Source organism: Microcoleus sp. (assembly GCF_041354475.1).
Lineage (GTDB): Bacteria > Cyanobacteriota > Cyanobacteriia > Cyanobacteriales > Microcoleaceae > Microcoleus.
On sequence record NZ_JBGJZU010000039.1, the window covers coordinates 39,829 to 54,955 of the forward strand.

Annotated in this window: 19 protein-coding genes and 1 tRNA gene; 10 read left to right on the plus strand and 10 right to left on the minus strand. The window is 44.5% G+C overall.

What is annotated here, in order from left to right; genetic code table 11:
* Positions 1–380 precede the first annotated feature (380 nt).
* A complete protein-coding gene (bchB, locus tag ACBR23_RS15865) occupies positions 381–1,907 on the plus strand; it encodes a ferredoxin:protochlorophyllide reductase (ATP-dependent) subunit B (RefSeq protein WP_371119904.1) in 1,527 nt (508 codons plus the stop codon).
* Between the two features lie 246 nt (positions 1,908–2,153).
* On the opposite strand, the gene ACBR23_RS15870 is transcribed toward bchB, so the two are convergent.
* Positions 2,154–2,414, minus strand: a complete 261-nt coding sequence (locus ACBR23_RS15870; protein WP_371116428.1) for a DUF433 domain-containing protein — start codon at positions 2,412–2,414, stop codon at positions 2,154–2,156.
* A 79-nt stretch (positions 2,415–2,493) separates the two neighbouring features.
* Between ACBR23_RS15870 and ACBR23_RS15875 the strand changes: the two genes are divergently transcribed.
* Genes ACBR23_RS15875 through ACBR23_RS15885 form a run of 3 tightly spaced genes read left to right on the plus strand, consistent with a single transcriptional unit; the run spans position 2,494 to position 3,455 of the window.
* The gene (locus ACBR23_RS15875; RefSeq protein WP_371116429.1) at positions 2,494–2,946 is read left to right on the plus strand and encodes a DUF1778 domain-containing protein; all 453 of its coding nucleotides are present in this window, start codon (positions 2,494–2,496) and stop codon (positions 2,944–2,946) included.
* 3 nt (positions 2,947–2,949) lie between these two features.
* Positions 2,950–3,261 carry a hypothetical protein gene (locus ACBR23_RS15880; protein WP_371119905.1) on the plus strand — a complete coding sequence of 104 codons (312 nt, stop codon included), beginning with the start codon at positions 2,950–2,952 and terminating at the stop codon, positions 3,259–3,261.
* Positions 3,262–3,275: 14 nt separating this feature from the next.
* Positions 3,276–3,455 carry a hypothetical protein gene (locus tag ACBR23_RS15885; protein ID WP_371119906.1) on the plus strand — a complete coding sequence of 60 codons (180 nt, stop codon included), beginning with the start codon at positions 3,276–3,278 and terminating at the stop codon, positions 3,453–3,455.
* 42 nt (positions 3,456–3,497) lie between these two features.
* Here the strand turns inward: ACBR23_RS15885 and ACBR23_RS15890 are convergent, their stop codons facing one another.
* Entirely contained in the window at positions 3,498–4,139 is a 642-nt protein-coding gene (locus tag ACBR23_RS15890) for a Uma2 family endonuclease (RefSeq protein WP_371116431.1), read from the minus strand.
* A 199-nt stretch (positions 4,140–4,338) separates the two neighbouring features.
* Positions 4,339–4,512 carry a hypothetical protein gene (locus tag ACBR23_RS15895; protein ID WP_371116432.1) on the minus strand — a complete coding sequence of 58 codons (174 nt, stop codon included), beginning with the start codon at positions 4,510–4,512 and terminating at the stop codon, positions 4,339–4,341.
* A 216-nt stretch (positions 4,513–4,728) separates the two neighbouring features.
* Here ACBR23_RS15895 and ACBR23_RS15900 point away from each other — a divergent pair, with 216 nt between their 5' ends.
* From ACBR23_RS15900 to ACBR23_RS15910, 3 genes are all read left to right on the plus strand, one after another.
* Entirely contained in the window at positions 4,729–4,950 is a 222-nt protein-coding gene (locus ACBR23_RS15900) for a helix-turn-helix transcriptional regulator (RefSeq protein WP_340519645.1), read from the plus strand.
* Positions 4,951–4,981: 31 nt separating this feature from the next.
* On the plus strand, positions 4,982–5,200 hold the full coding sequence (locus ACBR23_RS15905) for a hypothetical protein (protein ID WP_371116434.1): 219 nt from the start codon (positions 4,982–4,984) through the stop codon (positions 5,198–5,200).
* A 469-nt stretch (positions 5,201–5,669) separates the two neighbouring features.
* Entirely contained in the window at positions 5,670–6,128 is a 459-nt protein-coding gene (locus tag ACBR23_RS15910) for a hypothetical protein (RefSeq protein ID WP_371119907.1), read from the plus strand.
* A gap of 212 nt (positions 6,129–6,340) precedes the next feature.
* On the opposite strand, the gene ACBR23_RS15915 is transcribed toward ACBR23_RS15910, so the two are convergent.
* Positions 6,341–6,718 (minus strand): Mo-dependent nitrogenase C-terminal domain-containing protein, encoded by a 378-nt coding sequence (locus ACBR23_RS15915; protein WP_371116436.1) that lies wholly within the window; start codon positions 6,716–6,718, stop codon positions 6,341–6,343.
* 116 nt (positions 6,719–6,834) lie between these two features.
* Complete coding sequence (locus ACBR23_RS15920; RefSeq protein WP_371119908.1) at positions 6,835–7,029, minus strand: hypothetical protein; 195 nt, start codon at positions 7,027–7,029, stop codon at positions 6,835–6,837.
* 271 nt (positions 7,030–7,300) lie between these two features.
* Here ACBR23_RS15920 and ACBR23_RS15925 point away from each other — a divergent pair, with 271 nt between their 5' ends.
* Complete coding sequence (locus tag ACBR23_RS15925) at positions 7,301–7,894, plus strand: rhomboid family intramembrane serine protease (protein WP_340519656.1); 594 nt, start codon at positions 7,301–7,303, stop codon at positions 7,892–7,894.
* Positions 7,895–7,915: 21 nt separating this feature from the next.
* On the opposite strand, the gene ACBR23_RS15930 is transcribed toward ACBR23_RS15925, so the two are convergent.
* Positions 7,916–10,768, minus strand: a complete 2,853-nt coding sequence (locus ACBR23_RS15930; protein ID WP_371119909.1) for a PAS domain S-box protein — start codon at positions 10,766–10,768, stop codon at positions 7,916–7,918.
* Between the two features lie 401 nt (positions 10,769–11,169).
* On the opposite strand from ACBR23_RS15930, the gene ACBR23_RS15935 reads away from it, so the two are divergent.
* Both ACBR23_RS15935 and ACBR23_RS15940 read left to right on the plus strand, forming a co-directional pair.
* On the plus strand, positions 11,170–11,574 hold the full coding sequence (locus tag ACBR23_RS15935; RefSeq protein WP_371116439.1) for a hypothetical protein: 405 nt from the start codon (positions 11,170–11,172) through the stop codon (positions 11,572–11,574).
* 189 nt (positions 11,575–11,763) lie between these two features.
* Entirely contained in the window at positions 11,764–11,952 is a 189-nt protein-coding gene (locus ACBR23_RS15940; RefSeq protein ID WP_371119910.1) for a DUF2949 domain-containing protein, read from the plus strand.
* Positions 11,953–12,026: 74 nt separating this feature from the next.
* Here ACBR23_RS15940 and ACBR23_RS15945 read toward each other — a convergent pair.
* The 4 genes from ACBR23_RS15945 to rsfS form a co-directional block, all read right to left on the minus strand.
* Positions 12,027–12,103: transfer RNA gene (locus ACBR23_RS15945), tRNA-Met, on the minus strand.
* 115 nt (positions 12,104–12,218) lie between these two features.
* The gene (locus tag ACBR23_RS15950; RefSeq protein ID WP_341736090.1) at positions 12,219–13,172 is read right to left on the minus strand and encodes an asparaginase; all 954 of its coding nucleotides are present in this window, start codon (positions 13,170–13,172) and stop codon (positions 12,219–12,221) included.
* Between the two features lie 158 nt (positions 13,173–13,330).
* On the minus strand, positions 13,331–13,831 hold the full coding sequence (locus ACBR23_RS15955) for a CGLD27 family protein (protein ID WP_371116441.1): 501 nt from the start codon (positions 13,829–13,831) through the stop codon (positions 13,331–13,333).
* 326 nt (positions 13,832–14,157) lie between these two features.
* Positions 14,158–14,583 (minus strand): ribosome silencing factor, encoded by a 426-nt coding sequence (gene rsfS, locus ACBR23_RS15960; RefSeq protein ID WP_371116442.1) that lies wholly within the window; start codon positions 14,581–14,583, stop codon positions 14,158–14,160.
* Between the last annotated feature and the right edge of the window lie 544 nt (positions 14,584–15,127).

Genomic DNA, 15,127 nt, shown 5'->3' on the forward strand with positions numbered 1-15,127 from the left:
AATTTTCAAATAAATGCGTATTTTACTATATTAATAGTATTTATAGTAGGCTCTAAAAAATCAATTAAATTGATTAATATCTAGCTGTGAGGAATCATGTAAGCATTTAATATCTAGGTTATAGGAATTGAATTTGCCTAGCTGTTAACGAAAATTGACAAAACATTAAGAATTATTGCAATAAAAGCCGAGCAAAGTTATTTTATTTAGGGGTCAAATCCTTAGCAGGAAGAGGGTTTGACCGATCGCCCAAATCAACAAATCTAGAGAAACTCACTATTTCTAAAGGATTCATTCGGTGAGAGAATCGAAAACAACCCTAAAATTTAGCAGTAATCGCCCGATCGAGCAACTCTCAACCAGCACAAGGAAAAATACCTATGAAATTGGCTTATTGGATGTACGCAGGCCCAGCCCACATTGGCACCCTGCGCGTTGCTAGTTCCTTCAAAAACGTCCATGCAATCATGCACGCACCCATCGGAGACGATTACTTCAACGTCATGCGTTCCATGCTAGAAAGAGAACGGGACTTCACCCCAGTCACCACCAGCGTCGTTGACAGACACGTACTCGCCCGCGGTTCCCAGGAACGAGTGGTGGACAATATCACCCGTAAAGACAGAGAAGAACACCCAGATTTAATCGTTTTGACTCCCACTTGCACCTCCAGCATTCTGCAAGAAGACTTAGAAAACTTCGTGGAGCGAGCTCAATTGGAAGCCAAAGGCGATGTGTTGTTGGCTGATGTTAACCACTATCGGGTAAACGAACTCCAAGCAGCCGATCGCACTTTAGAACAAATCGTCAAATTTTACATCAGCAAAGCCCGCAAAAAAGGCGATTTAGTAGAAACCAAAAGCGAAAAACCATCAGTCAACATCATCGGAATGTCAACCCTGGGTTTCCACAACCAGCACGACTGCACCGAGTTGAAGCGTTTGATGACAGATTTGGGCATCGAAGTCAACGAAGTTATTCCCGAAGGCGCTTCAGTTCATAACTTAAAAAGACTGCCGCGGGCATGGTTTAACCTGGTTCCCTATCGCGAATTAGGGATGATGGCCGGAGAGTATTTGCAAACAGAATTCGGCACGCCGATGGTGGATATTACCCCCATGGGTGTGGTAGAAACGGCCCGTTGTATTCGCAAAATTCAGCAAGTATTGAATGCCCAAGGTGCCGATGTTGATTACGAAAATTTCATCGATCAACAAACAAGATTTGTGTCTCAGGCTGCTTGGTTTTCCAGGTCGATCGACTGTCAAAACTTAACAGGCAAAAAAGCCGTTGTATTTGGCGATAATACCCACGCAGCAGCCATGACGAAGATTTTGGCTCGCGAGATGGGAATCCACGTTGTGTGGGCAGGAACCTACTGCAAACACGATGCTGATTGGTTCCGGGAACAGGTAAGCGAGTATTGCGATGAGGTGATTGTTACCGACGATCACGGGGCGATCGGAGATGCGATCGCCAAAGCGGAACCTTCGGCAATTTTCGGTACCCAAATGGAACGCCACGTCGGTAAGCGGTTGGATATTCCCTGCGGCGTAATTGCTGCGCCGATTCACGTTCAAAATTTCCCGATCGGCTACAAGCCATTTTTGGGTTACGAAGGCACAAATCAGTGCGTAGATTTGGTCTACAATTCCTTTACTTTGGGCATGGAAGATCACTTGCTGGAAATCTTCGGTGGCCACGATACGAAGGAAGTGATTACTAAGGGAATTTCGGCTGATTCTGATATGGCTTGGACGAAGGATGGACAAGCTGAGTTGAATAAAATCCCTGGTTTTGTGCGCGGAAAAGTGAAGCGGAATACTGAGAAGTTTGCGCGCGAACGAGGGATTGAGAAGATTAATGCTGAGGTGCTTTACGCGGCGAAGGAAGCTGTCGGGGCGTAGTTTGGATTGCGGTGAGGGCATCTCTTGTGGATGCCCTTGCTTATAGCAGAAGGAAGTTCGGCAACGGATTTTGTAACGGATGTAACGGATGAATTATCTTAGTTCGCTAGTATCGGAATTATTCATTTCTCTCTTCTCTTCCTCTGTGTCCTCTGCGCTCTCTGCGGTTAAATCATTCCGATCCAATCGTAAACGATATAATCGAAACAACGCGGATGCTGCCCAAATTTTCATCAAGTTTTAACTTCACTTTAAAACTACCTTTTTTTCAGCCAGAGGAATTTCGACATAACAATCTCTTGCCAACTCAGCCCCATAAGCAATGCAAGCCAAAACATCTTCTCGTTCAATTCCCGGATATTCCTCAAGCAATTCTTCCAAAGTCATGCCGCTAGCAAGAAAGTCAAGAATCAGAGAAACCCAGATGCGATGGCCGCGAATACAGGGTTTGCCAAAGCAGATATTCGAGTCGATTGAAATGCGAGACAGTAAATTATTTTGAGTCATGTCTTTTCAATTAGATATTAATTATTTATTCATTTGAGCAACATTTTTTTATTGTATAGGCATCACGGCTATTTTTTCCTTGCTTAACACGACCGCTAGATTCAGTTTAACACTCTTGTCGGAGCGATCGCCCTTTTCCAAGCAAGCGCGATCGCTTCCCCATTTGCTAGAATATCAGATCAGGCAATCTTACTCCGACCGATATTGCTACACTAAAATTAGTCGATCGCTATTTGGTAACAAAACAATGTCAACACCAACCGATACACCAACAAAAATAGAGTTAACCCTCAGTCAAACACACAAAGAAATCCTAGAAAAAGCAGCCGCCGCCAAGTCTATGAGTCTAGGCGAATATCTCCTAGAAATCGCTCTAAATGCAGCCAAACAGCCACCTATAGAAGTAGAGCAAATTGTGTTGAGCGATCGCGATTGGGAAATCTTTGCATCTGCGATCGAAAATCCACCGGAACCCAACCCCGCCCTCAAAGCAGCTATCAAAGAGCATCAGGAAAAGTACGGGAACTGGTAAACAATGAAATGGATTTTTTGTACAATAGATGATAGCCGACTAAAAAGAGAAGCTTTTGACTGCGGAATACCGGAGTTAAATGAGTACCTCAAAAAATATGCCCGACAGAATGATAAAAGAGGAATTGCTAAAACTTTTGCGGCAATTCCAGAAGATGAAACTGGAGATGTAGCCGGCTATTATTCGGTCAGTACGGCTGAAATTAAACGCGAATCTTTACCTGAAAATTATCGCAGAGGATTACCTCGCTATCCAGTACCAGCAATACGTCTAGGCAAACTTGCTGTGGCTATCTCAATGCAGGGAGAGGATTAGGAAGAGAACTGTTAATGGAGTCATTTCGCTCTTCAGTTCGCCTCTCCTCTGAGGTGGGGATATTTGCGGTGATAGTCGATAGTAAAAATCAGCAAGCTAAAGATTTTTATTTGAAATACGGTTTCATACCTTTAGAGGATGATGAACTTTCACTGTTTATCCCGATCGCCACCATCATCAAAGTGCTTGAATAAACAAGCGAGCGATCGCCCTTTTCAAACGAAGCGCGATCGCACTTATGCCTCCCCACTCTCTTCAGACTCATGTTCTGGCTCCTTTTCTGCCTCAAAATCCACCTTTTCATAAACATCAGCCAGCGCTACTTCAACCTGAAAAGAACTAAAAACTAGCGCCGCATCTTCCTCATCATACTGACTATACGACCACCGTTTGTTTGCCAACTTGCAATACTGTTCTACATAAACCTGGGATTGGTCAATCAGAATATACTCTTGAAATGTGGGAATCGTTTGATACAACTTAAACTTGTCAGTGCGATCGTAAGCCTTCGTAGATTTCGATAAAACCTCAATAATCACTTGAGGATTCATCACAATATCCTTGCGATTATTGAAATACTCAGGTTTACCCGGAATTACCATCACATCGGGATAAGTATAAATTCGCTTTTTTGTCATCCACAGACGCACGTCACCGAAGAAAACTCGATAGTCCTGTTTTTTGAGACCCAGACTTAATGCGATATAAATATTTCCACCGATTTGATTGTGATTTGTAGTTCCACCTGTCATGGGAATAATTACTCCGTCGCGATATTCACTTTTGTACTCTGCTGCTTCTTCCAGGGCTAGATATTCTTCTGGAGTGAAGTAGCGTTGTGCTGTTGGCTGTTCTGTTACTTGTAGAATAGCTACCACGGTTTTTTCCTCAACTCAATTCATATCTTGTGTCTAGTTTAACATTGCCCGAAAGTACGGGCGGGCAGGATGCCCACCCCACAACAAAAACCATTTTTTGTGGAACAGGCATCTTGCCTGTTCTCGATCAGATTCCAACATCTACGATCGCCCTTTTCAAATAAGCGGGCGATCGCGCTTCAATAACTCCCAACCAAAATTAATCGATCGGATCGAAAACTAAGGTCAATCGAGCAGCAGGAAGCAGTTGTTTGAGAACTCGCAAATGACCCTCTGCATCTGACCAACTGCGAAAGCGACCGATAACGATTCTTTGTAGGTTCGGAAGCAAACGAACCACGATCCACGGCTTGAGACGTTTTTCATACCGCATAATAGATTTATCTCCTTGTTAATGGGAGCCATAGCCAGTCCTGAGCCCTCGGAAAGCATCGGACTGGCTTTTGACTTTTGCATACTTAGTTTAATCCAAATAAAACAATTTGACAACCGCAGCGGTCTATTATACAACTGTAACAGTCTATACAGCAAAAAATTTGACCTACAAGGTGCTAGCATCTGCCTTGCAAAGGTTGTGAGCAATTAAACAGTGATTCGGTGGAGATTAGCAGTTGTCATGGCCGATCGGAATATCAGTAACAAAGAACTGGCCCTCCTCACGGGCATGAATCCCAGGTCTATTTCTCGGCTCAAAACTCGCCGTTACCTGACCAGAATAGACGCAGCAACGTTAAACGTTCTCTGCAAATCACTAAATTGCAAGCCCGGAGACTTAATGGATTACGAAGAGGACAATCCCGATCGAACCTGAAATATAATTTGTACGATCGGCGTAAACTTGTATGATTGGGAGCGTTAGCAAAAAGCAAGTATTCACAGTGAGCAAGCGCGTTCACATCACACTCCCCGACTACATATATGAATCCTTAGAACTGTGGGCCGATCGACAAGGTAGACCCACAGCTAGTTTGATAGCTTTTATCGTTGAAACAGCGGTGTTAGAAGCCAAAAAAAAGGGAGATCTACCTTCTGGGCCGGAAAAGCCCAAAAACGACACGTAAACAGTTCCCTCGTGGGTTGCGGGTGCGTGGCGGACGATCGCACTTATCGAAATTCATAGAAATTAGCATCTGCGCCCGCAGTTGGCGCACAATATTTAAAACACTTCTCTGCTTGGTTCGGGCGATCGCCTTTCGATTAATCATCCCAGCCACAGCCACCTTAAATTAAGCAGTGCCAGTTATCAAATTGTCCACCCGCTAGTCGGTTGTGGGGAAACTCACAGCAGAACACCATTCTCAAAAACGGGCTTTTCGACCATTTCCACTATACGTTCCCTCCTCGAATACCGTGGGATTCTAACTCGCCCTTGAAAACTTATTGAGAATCGTGCAATATCTCAGCGAAAACAGAAATTACATCAAGGCATTTCCTCCTTTAGGCCAATTGTGAAAACTGTAATGTGCGATCGCGCAAATCAATCCAACTTATCTAGGGTAGACCCATCAACATATTTTAAAGCAATGACTTATGAACTTCACAGCAAGAGTCACACAAACCAGCTTACTTGGTTTAATGTTATTTGCCAGCAATCCCGCGGCCACTTTTGCTCTCGGACAATCGAACAATCCCACCGCACCAACAGCGTCTCACACTCAGTCTCCAATTGAAACAATACAAATAGCTAACGCATCCACTCCACAAAAACTGGTGAGCGATTTCTGTGTTCGCAAAGGACAGAAAGTGGAACACTATTACGAGACGAGCAACTTTCGCATTTATCTGTGCTACAACAAAGCAAATCAACTATATTACTACGGCGTGAAAAAGAGTAACGGCAGCACGATCGCCCTGCGTGCTCGTAGTGAAGAGGGGACTGGTTACGTGGCAAAAAATGGCGCTTACGATTACATTGTTACAGGAGCCAGCCTCAGTGTCTATAAAAATGGCAAACTCTTTCTCGAACAACGAGTGATTCGCTCCTTTTAGTAGATAAACGCGAGATATGTTAGATCCCCGACTTCCCAGAAGTTGTCGGGGATCTATCTCTTAGTCGGCGTAGGCCGACTTTGTTTGTGTAGTAGCGATTTCAATCGCCGAATAATCTGAAAATAAAAAAACTTAAAATAAAAAAAACCTCCCCAACAAGGAATAGGGAGAGTAAAAATAAAATAGAGTTAGAAATTGACGCTGTTACACAATTAACAATAGGGAGTCACATCCTCGCCACACTCATCAGCCAAATAACACAAAGCTCGAAACCGCATCCCCACCACTTGTTCGTAAAGGGGGTTTAACTTGCACATCGGCGGAATGCGAAATAAAGTGCGATCGCCAACTTTGATTTCTCGCTCAAAGGGACACTGGGACGGAATAAACTTACACAACAATCGAGCCAATTTTTGACTTTTAATTTCGGTGCTATCCAGCCACTGTTTCAGCGGATGCCATAAGTCAAAGCGCGGTTTTTTACCGTAAGGTTGAGGATTTGTAGCGACACTAACGGCGGTTTCTTGTTTACCAACCCATACCCAAATTGGCAGAGTGCGGTGGGGTACTGTATGCTGAAATACATTCATTTTGATCTGTTCCTCTTTTACAACGAGGTGCCAAGAACTCTCTGTAGAGTTAGGAGATTATCTACAATCAGTATCTACAGCATCCCGTTTTGCTTTACCGGATTGAACTTCTTGAATTAATGACTTTTGGCTAAAAAATTAGTTCCTTGAATTTTAGAGCTAGTTGCAGGTACGGGCGATCGCACCAAAGCAGTTATGCTGAAAGTAGCAGGAAAAATTTGGGCTCGGCTTGCTGACCATTGCGTTGTATTGTCTAATACAATACTTTTTTCAGACAGAGTGTGCGATCGAATAAGTGTCCTTACTTCCACACCAAGGATTCATCTATGGGCTAGAAATTCTGCCTTTGATGTTTTACTTTCTACATTCGGTTGACTCACTTTTTGTAGTTCTCTTTTAATTCTGACTGATTTCTGTGAATTATTCCATACGTGAAAATGCGGAATTTTAGATAAAAGTGATAAGAGTTACAAATGAGTCTGGCTACAAAATTCTTTGAAACCCAGCCTTAACTATTCCTGGAGCGATCGCTCAAAAAATCCTACAATTATAGATAGCCGTCAATCATCACCCTCACCAACCATGAGCAACCCAAATACCAAAACTATCACCAGGGAATTGCAAAGTCATGTCGCCATTCTCGGTGGCTGCGTCGCCCTCTTCTGGATGATAGAGATTGTCGATGTATTTGTCTTCCGAGGCGCGCTCAATTCCTACGGAGTGCGCCCCCGCAACCTTGACGGACTTCAAGGCATCCTGTTAATGCCTTTTCTACACGGCAGTTTTGCCCACTTAGCCGCCAATACCGTTCCTTTTGTGACATTGGGTTGGTTGATTATGCTACGAGAAGTTAGCGATTTTTTTGTCGTCAGTGGCGTCACTATGCTAGTTAGCGGATTGGGAGTTTGGTTAACCGGCGCGCCCAATTCCGTTCATATTGGCGCCAGCGGATTAATCTTTGGTTACTTCGGCTTTTTGCTGCTGCGAGGCTACTTTGAGCGTAGCTTTACTTCAATTTTACTATCTTTAATTGTTGGTTTCTTCTACGGCAGTTTAATTTGGGGAGTATTACCATCTCAGCCAGGAGTTTCATGGCAAGCCCATTTTTTTGGGTTTGTCGGGGGTGTATTAACCGCCCAACTTTTGGGGCGACAAAAACCTCAAATTAAAAATTAAAATCCTTTGGTAGTCATGACTTTAACTCTCTCTTTTTAATGTAACGCGATCGGGCAAGCGCACTGTAAAAATAGAACCGCAACCTAACTGACTTTCGACTTGAATATCCCCACCCATCATCAGGCAAAAGTGACGACTAATGGTTAATCCTAAACCTGTGCCGCCATACTGGCGCGTGGTGGAGGCATCGCCCTGTATAAAAGCTTGAAATAAATGCTGTAATTGTTCCGGGGGAATACCAATACCTGTATCAGCTACGCGGAAAACTATCCATTCGCTAGAGTCTTCTTGTTTGTTTAGCTTTGAGCTTTGGTTTTTCACTCTTTCAACGCTGATTTTAATCTTGCCACCTTTAGTGAATTTGGCTGCATTGCTCAGCAAGTTGAGTAATATTTGCCTAGTTTTGGTAATATCAGCATACATCACTCCCAACTCTTGATCGCAATCTACTTCAAACTTATTAGAATTTTTCTGTACCAAGGAATCGACTGTCGAAACTACCTCATCAATTAAATGAGCAGGGCTGAAAGTTTCTAAATATAGTTCCATTCGCCCTGCTTCTATCTTAGAAATATCCAGAATGTCACTAATTAAAGATAGCAAGTGTTTCCCAGCAGTTTGAATTTTCAACAAGTCAGGGATAAAATCTTCGCAACCCAAGTCTTCAGCATCTTCTTTGAGTAGATCGCTGTAGCCGATAATCGCGTTGAGGGGAGTTCGTAATTCGTGGCTCATATTGGCTAAAAATGCGCTTTTTGCTTGGTTGGCTGCTTGAGCAGTTTGAGCGACTTTTTGGAATTCTTCTGCTAATTTGCGCTGGGTAATGTCTTCAGCAATGCCGACGATGCGGTAAATTTCTCCTGTTTCATTTCGTACTGGAAAAGCCCGATCGCGTACCCAACAGACTGAGCCGGACGATCGCACTACTCGATATTCCTCATCATAATCGCCCCGCACCTGTTTCTCAAAAGCAGCATAGATGCGATCGCGATCGTCTGGATGAATCGCATCCCAAAAAGATGTGGGTTCAGAATACAAAATCTGACTGCTCCGATTCCATATTTTCTCACAAGCTGGACTCACATAAACTATCTGCTGGTGATTTGGTTCTCTAATCCAAAATACCTCGTGAATATTTTCTGCCAACTGACGAAACCGCTCCTCGCTAGCCCGCAACTGCGCCATAGCATTGTGAAAATCACTCACATCTTGAACCAGCGATGCTACTCCGATTATACAACCATCAGTATCCACCAAAGTAGTATTGTACCACTCGCAAAGAATAACTTTACCATCTTTTCTGACGTTCTCGTTGATGCTACTAACTCCTCCTTGATTAGTTAACAAAGTGATAGATAATTGCCTGACGTACTCCTTAGCACTTTCAGGAACGATCAGATCGACTCCGTGACTTCCCATAGCTTCCAAACGGTTGTAGCCAAAAATTCTTTCGGCTGATAAATTCCATTCCGCTACTTCAAAATTGAGATTCCATTCAATAGCCCCTAAAGGAGTTTGATGCAGGTGAATAGCGAGTTTTTGCTGCGAGTTTTTGAGAGAGCTAATTAATTGAGTTTTGTCCGCGATCGCCGATTCCACCCGATCTTCTAGAGTAGTAAAAGACTCTTCCAACTGACCCGCCATCCGATGAAAAGAACGCGCCAGAACACCCACCTCATCCTCGCGCTTGACAGATGCCATCAACTGCCGTTCTAGTGCCGTCGAGTCCCATTCTCCCCGCGACAAATCCTCCGCAGCCTTACTCAGACGCTGAATTGGGACCACAATCCACCTCGAAGTTAAGCCACCAATCGCGATCGCCACCACCAAAGCACCGAAACACAGCCACACAGTGTCGCGAGTGTTGCTGTGAATCTTTTCCATAAAATCGGCTTCAGGAACCGCCACCACAATCAGCCAGTCGAGCCCTCTCTCATCAGCAAGCGGCGTTACTTGTAGAAATTGCCGTTCCCCGTCGATGGCAAAATCTAGCTGGTAAGTGTCATTAATCTTCCTCAAATCCCCGAAGCGCTTGGTCAAATAGCGAGCAGTCGATCGAATCAAAGGATTATTGCTGCTCGTTGCCCTAATCCGTTTTGCCACACCATTACTAACAATAAATGGCGGTTCCTGAGTGGAATTTGCCACCAATTCTCCAGACCTTTCTACAATAAAAGTCTCTCCAGATTTACCTATTTTTAGATGATTCAAGAATTTATTGATATGGGAAAGTATCAAGTCTGAACCCACTACTCCAATCAGTTCGCCCCCTTCGCCGTAAACCGGTGCAGCCGCCGTAATCGCTAGTTTTGGTGAGTCAAAATAAGTATAAATTTTGCTCCAAGTCGGTTTGCCAGTTTCCAATGGTGCTGTGTACCAGGGGCGGATGCGAGGGTCGTAGTTGGGACTACTTTTTAACAGCTTGCTTGGTGTCCCTAACTCCGATGCTGCGTAGCTCTGAAAGTGATAGGCAGTAGATTTGTTAGAAATCTGAAATTGTAAATTACCATCAGCGAGGCGTTCTACTCCAATAAAATCTTTTTTTTCTGAGCCGAATTCAATATAGCTAATTTTATCGAAGGCTTGGATTTGTTTGGTAAAGTATTTCTGCAAACTAGCGGAATCATCTACTTTTAAAATACCGAGACGGATGGCATCAATATTTAGCTGATTGATTTGGTGTGGCGTGGCAATATAACTATTAATATGTTGCTGGATACGCGATGTAACTTCTGCCCGCAGTTGTGCAGCCACATCGTTGACTGCTATGCGCCCGTTCCGCAGCGATAGCCACCCAGTTAGACCTACAGCAGCAAAAGTCTGGAGGGCAAAAGGCACAACCAGGACGATCCGAATTGGTACTTTGCCCAACATTGTTACAATCTGGTTGGTCAGATATCTGATTGGCATGATGAAGCTAAATTTTTAATAACCCACAATGTTTCGGTAAACTGCAACCTAAGTAGGGTAGATTTTGAAATTGAAAGAGTTTTTTCGGGTAATTTGCTGTTAAAAACTCATATTTTTGCACCACGGATTAAATTCGCCCCTAGGAATATATTTGCAAAATTGAGATGCACCCTTGCTACTTATGTCACCATTATCTTAACCCGATCGCCCGCTTTCGCAACAGGGGCGATTTCTGACTACCCTTCCAGAAGGCGCGCCTTCAGGATAGCTTCCCCCCGCGGACTATGAGCTTGGCTTTCTGGCTGATGCTGGTTAATTCGACAGTTTATGAATTTTTTTAAACTGGATATAATCAGAATAATAGGATGCAACTAGCACAAGGAGCGATCGTGAATGTAATTATGGCTACTCTTGGCACTGTTGTGGGACTGAGCTCCATGTTAATCGGTATGACTCTGCCGGTTCTAGCCCAACAAAGACCCCGAATAGTGCCACAAAATTCAGAAACGACTTTATCGGGAGATTCGCTGAGGACGGTGGAAGATAGAACCCTTGACTCTGACTACCAACAGTGGATTGGTGAACCACAAACCGTGGGTAATTTGGGTATCAGAGCTAGTCGCTGGAGCAACACTTTTCGGATCAAAAGCGATCGCCAATTGGACTCGATCGCCACTCCTTCCGATGCCGAGCGCCAAGCAAATCCTTTACCTCCCAAACCTAGTGACACTGGTACTGGAGGGGGAGTTCAGATTCAGCTAGGATTGTAGGAATTTGCAATAATTTGATTTTTGGTGATAGCGATCGCCTTTTGTGACCATTTATATCACAATTTATAGGCACTTCTCATCACACCAAACTCCCCTCGATCCACCGAGAATCAGGATAACTAAATCTCTGATTCAGCCCGATTAGGTACATATATTTACAAAAAGCGTATAAAACTGGCGGTGAAGGTGATGGGAAAGGCTCAACTGATCGATTATTTGCAGGGGGAGTTGGCGATATCCCATTCGGCGATCGCACTAGCTCTGCGACACGGCGAACAAGATGCCGGTCAACTGCCTCTGGTTCTGTGGCAGTACGGGCTGGTTACACTAGAACAACTCAACCTGATTTTTGATTGGCAGCAAGCCCAGCAGATTTAGCGATCGAATTTATTTGTCTCATTCAACAAAACCCCCATAACCTTTTGGGTTATAGGGGATTGTTTTATTTAATTTGGTGGCGGGAAGTGGATTTGAACCACTGACCTTCGGGTTATGAGCCCGACGAGCTACCAGGCTGCTCTATCCCGCGTCGCTTTGTCTCTTCTCTAATATAAACATACCTTTAGGAAAATAGCAACCCCTAAATCAAAAAAACTTTTGAGAGGGTGGGTGGGGTTGCTCAAATCGGCTTGCCATCAGCACTTTTAGAGCATGGAAACTTCCCCGACTACCTCCAAGCGCTTGAATTCACTCAGAGTCATGTAAGTTTCCGAAAGAGTTTCGGCGATCGCCGCGGTGATCCACCCCAACTGCTTGAGCAAGTGAATCGCCACAGCATATTTAGCCCGCTTTGCCCCATCTGTTACCTTAATTGCCAAACCCATACCTTCGCCAACCCGGCCAATGCACTGCACGCCCTCGGCACCGGACTTGCTCACCAACTCCCCTTGAGTCAAGCGCATCAGTTCCGTGTCAAATTTGCCCTCACCAGCCACCATCATCGGGTGGTGAGTCATAGCGCGAACAATCCGCTCCATATCCACATTGTCACCACTGGCCAACTTAGCGTAGAGAGCAGCCATTTGCCCCAACTGCAATAAATAGGTAGGAGCGCCACAGTCGTCGCGAGCGCTGATAAACTCTTCGGCTGGCATTGCCAGTAAGTCAGCCACCTTGCCCAAAATAAGCTGCTGGACGGGATGTTTGCGCCGCAAATAAGTTTCCAGCGGCCAGTGCAGTTGCTGACACACTGCCAGCATTCCGGCGTGTTTGCCGGAACAGTTGTATTGCAGGGAACTCTTTTTACCTTCAGGAATCGGGCATTGCAGTTTAGAAGGGTCAATGTCGCAGCGCCATAGGACGTTAAACACCTGTCGTGATTGCTCGATCGTACCTTGATGAGAACTGCACATAATCGCTAAGTCTCGATCCGTGAGTTCGTAGCGTTCTAAAGTACCGGTCGCTGTCACCGCCAAAGCTTGAAAAGGTTTGAGTGAAGAACGGACAAAGGTTGCCGTTTCCGAGTTACCAGCAACGGACAGAACGCGGCCGCGATTGTCGCAGACAGCAGCCTGGACTCGGTGCTTAGATTCCACAATACCTTCGCGCAGCAGTCTGACTTCCAGTTCTGGAGCTTGGGTTCGTTTTCCCCTTGTCATATCAATTTTAGATTTTAGAGTTTAGATTTTAGATTGGGCTTGAGGAATTTATGAATTGTGAGTGTAATTTATCAGTTGCGATTTGTCAGTTACAAATTGGATCTTGCAGCCAAAACCGATCGCTCACAACTCAATAATCCCCCAGAACCCATTGCCGATTACAAAAAACTCCAAATTACTCCCCCGGCAACCAGGAATACCGTCAAACCATAAAATGTCTGCCGCAGACGCTTCAGAATAGGTTCTAGCTGGTAGTTGACAATTAACTGGTCTTGAAGCAAGACTTCAGGAGTTTTCACCCAGGATTGACCGTCATACCAGCCGGATTCTTCGTAGACGACTGTGGGGTTAGAAAGGCGCGATCGCACATAAAACCAACCCAAGTACAGTCGCAGCAAAGCTAATCCTAGAATAAAAGTGGCACCAGCGGCACCACTAAGGGCAAACTGAACTGGATACTTGACCGGAACAAAACTAGCAGCAGCTATCGGCCCGGATACCAAGCAACTCCAACCCCACACCCAAGCCAGTTTTGTCAAATACTGCCGCCAACTCAGGGTTGCCCAACTAAAAAACCAGGACTCTTTGAGTTCTTGGTATTCATTGAGTGGTCGCTGTTCTTGGGGAACAGGACAAATAGAAACAGAAGTGTCTTTCACATTAGCTATCCGATACTTTTTTGCTAACGTTTGCTAACAAATACATAAGTTGAGATCAGTTCTCAACTAAGGCGTATCAACCAATGCCCGTAGAAATCTCTACAAGCACTTGTACTATGAGCGTTCAGCTTGGTTTTCGCGTGACCGCATTTAGCCACTTTGATTATTTGCTTTGATACTGTAGAGGCAACTTATTTAGATAGAGGTTGCTTACTACCAAGGTTTTTCACCTAAATCCGAGCGGCTAAATTCATTCTACATGACATCAAGACCTTGGGCAAATGTAAGTGATTGTTACCAAATGTCAGAAAAAGTCTTACTGTTAATCAACCTCTCGGCGCGACAGAAAAGTCAATGCGTTCGGCGTGTCCCCAGAACGCTTCTAAATTGTAGAATTCACGCTCTTGAGGTTTCAAGATGTGTACGATCGCGTCGCCGTAGTCCATCACTACCCAACTGGCATCTGATTGCCCTTCTATGCGCAGTGGCAAGCGATCCCATTCTGCTTCTACTTGGTCGGCGATCGCTTGGGAGATAGCTCGTACCTGCACGTTGGAAAATCCGGTGACGATCGCAAAGTAATCTGCTAAGTAGCACACTTCTGATACCCGAAGCAAGACAATATCATCCCCTTTGCGGTCTTCGGCAGCACGGGCAATGGTCAAAGCTAGGGGGCGGGTTGGGTCTGGGGATGCACCTGGAGTGGCTGTAGACTGAGCCAAGGTATATTCGAGTTGGGTTCTATCTGACATTCAGTGTTTAAGTTCCTAAGTAAGGGCTAATTGACGATCTCCCTTGAGTTTGATGAAACTTTCGATTTCTTGATTTGAGTGGATGACCATCAGTAAATTATTTCTGTGGGTCTCATAGGTGACAACTTTCAACAGGTTGTTTGATAATTGCAGCAGTTGTTCTACGATGATTTTGGTAGATTCTGTTAACGCTCACAGATCTTTTTGGGGACAGAGTATTTTTTGACCTTTGAGCATTAGACTGTCTTGGGTAGTCGTTTTTTGAGATAATTGCTACTTATTATAATAGACAATCAGTCACCAAAAATTGAAAGCTGGTGTTAAGCTGCAACTACCTGTCAGCTTCAATTTGTAAATTTTGCTTTTAACTTGTGATTGGTGCGATCGACTCCCCCGTCAAATTTCTTGTTTCTTTCGCTGCTATACAAATCCTAGACAAGTCTAGACATTTGCTTCTTGCTTCATTGGGAGCATGGGAGCGGCTATCCCTGGGCAAGCTTTCACGGTTTAGCCAACCGCGATAAATTAATGGCTGCATTCAAAT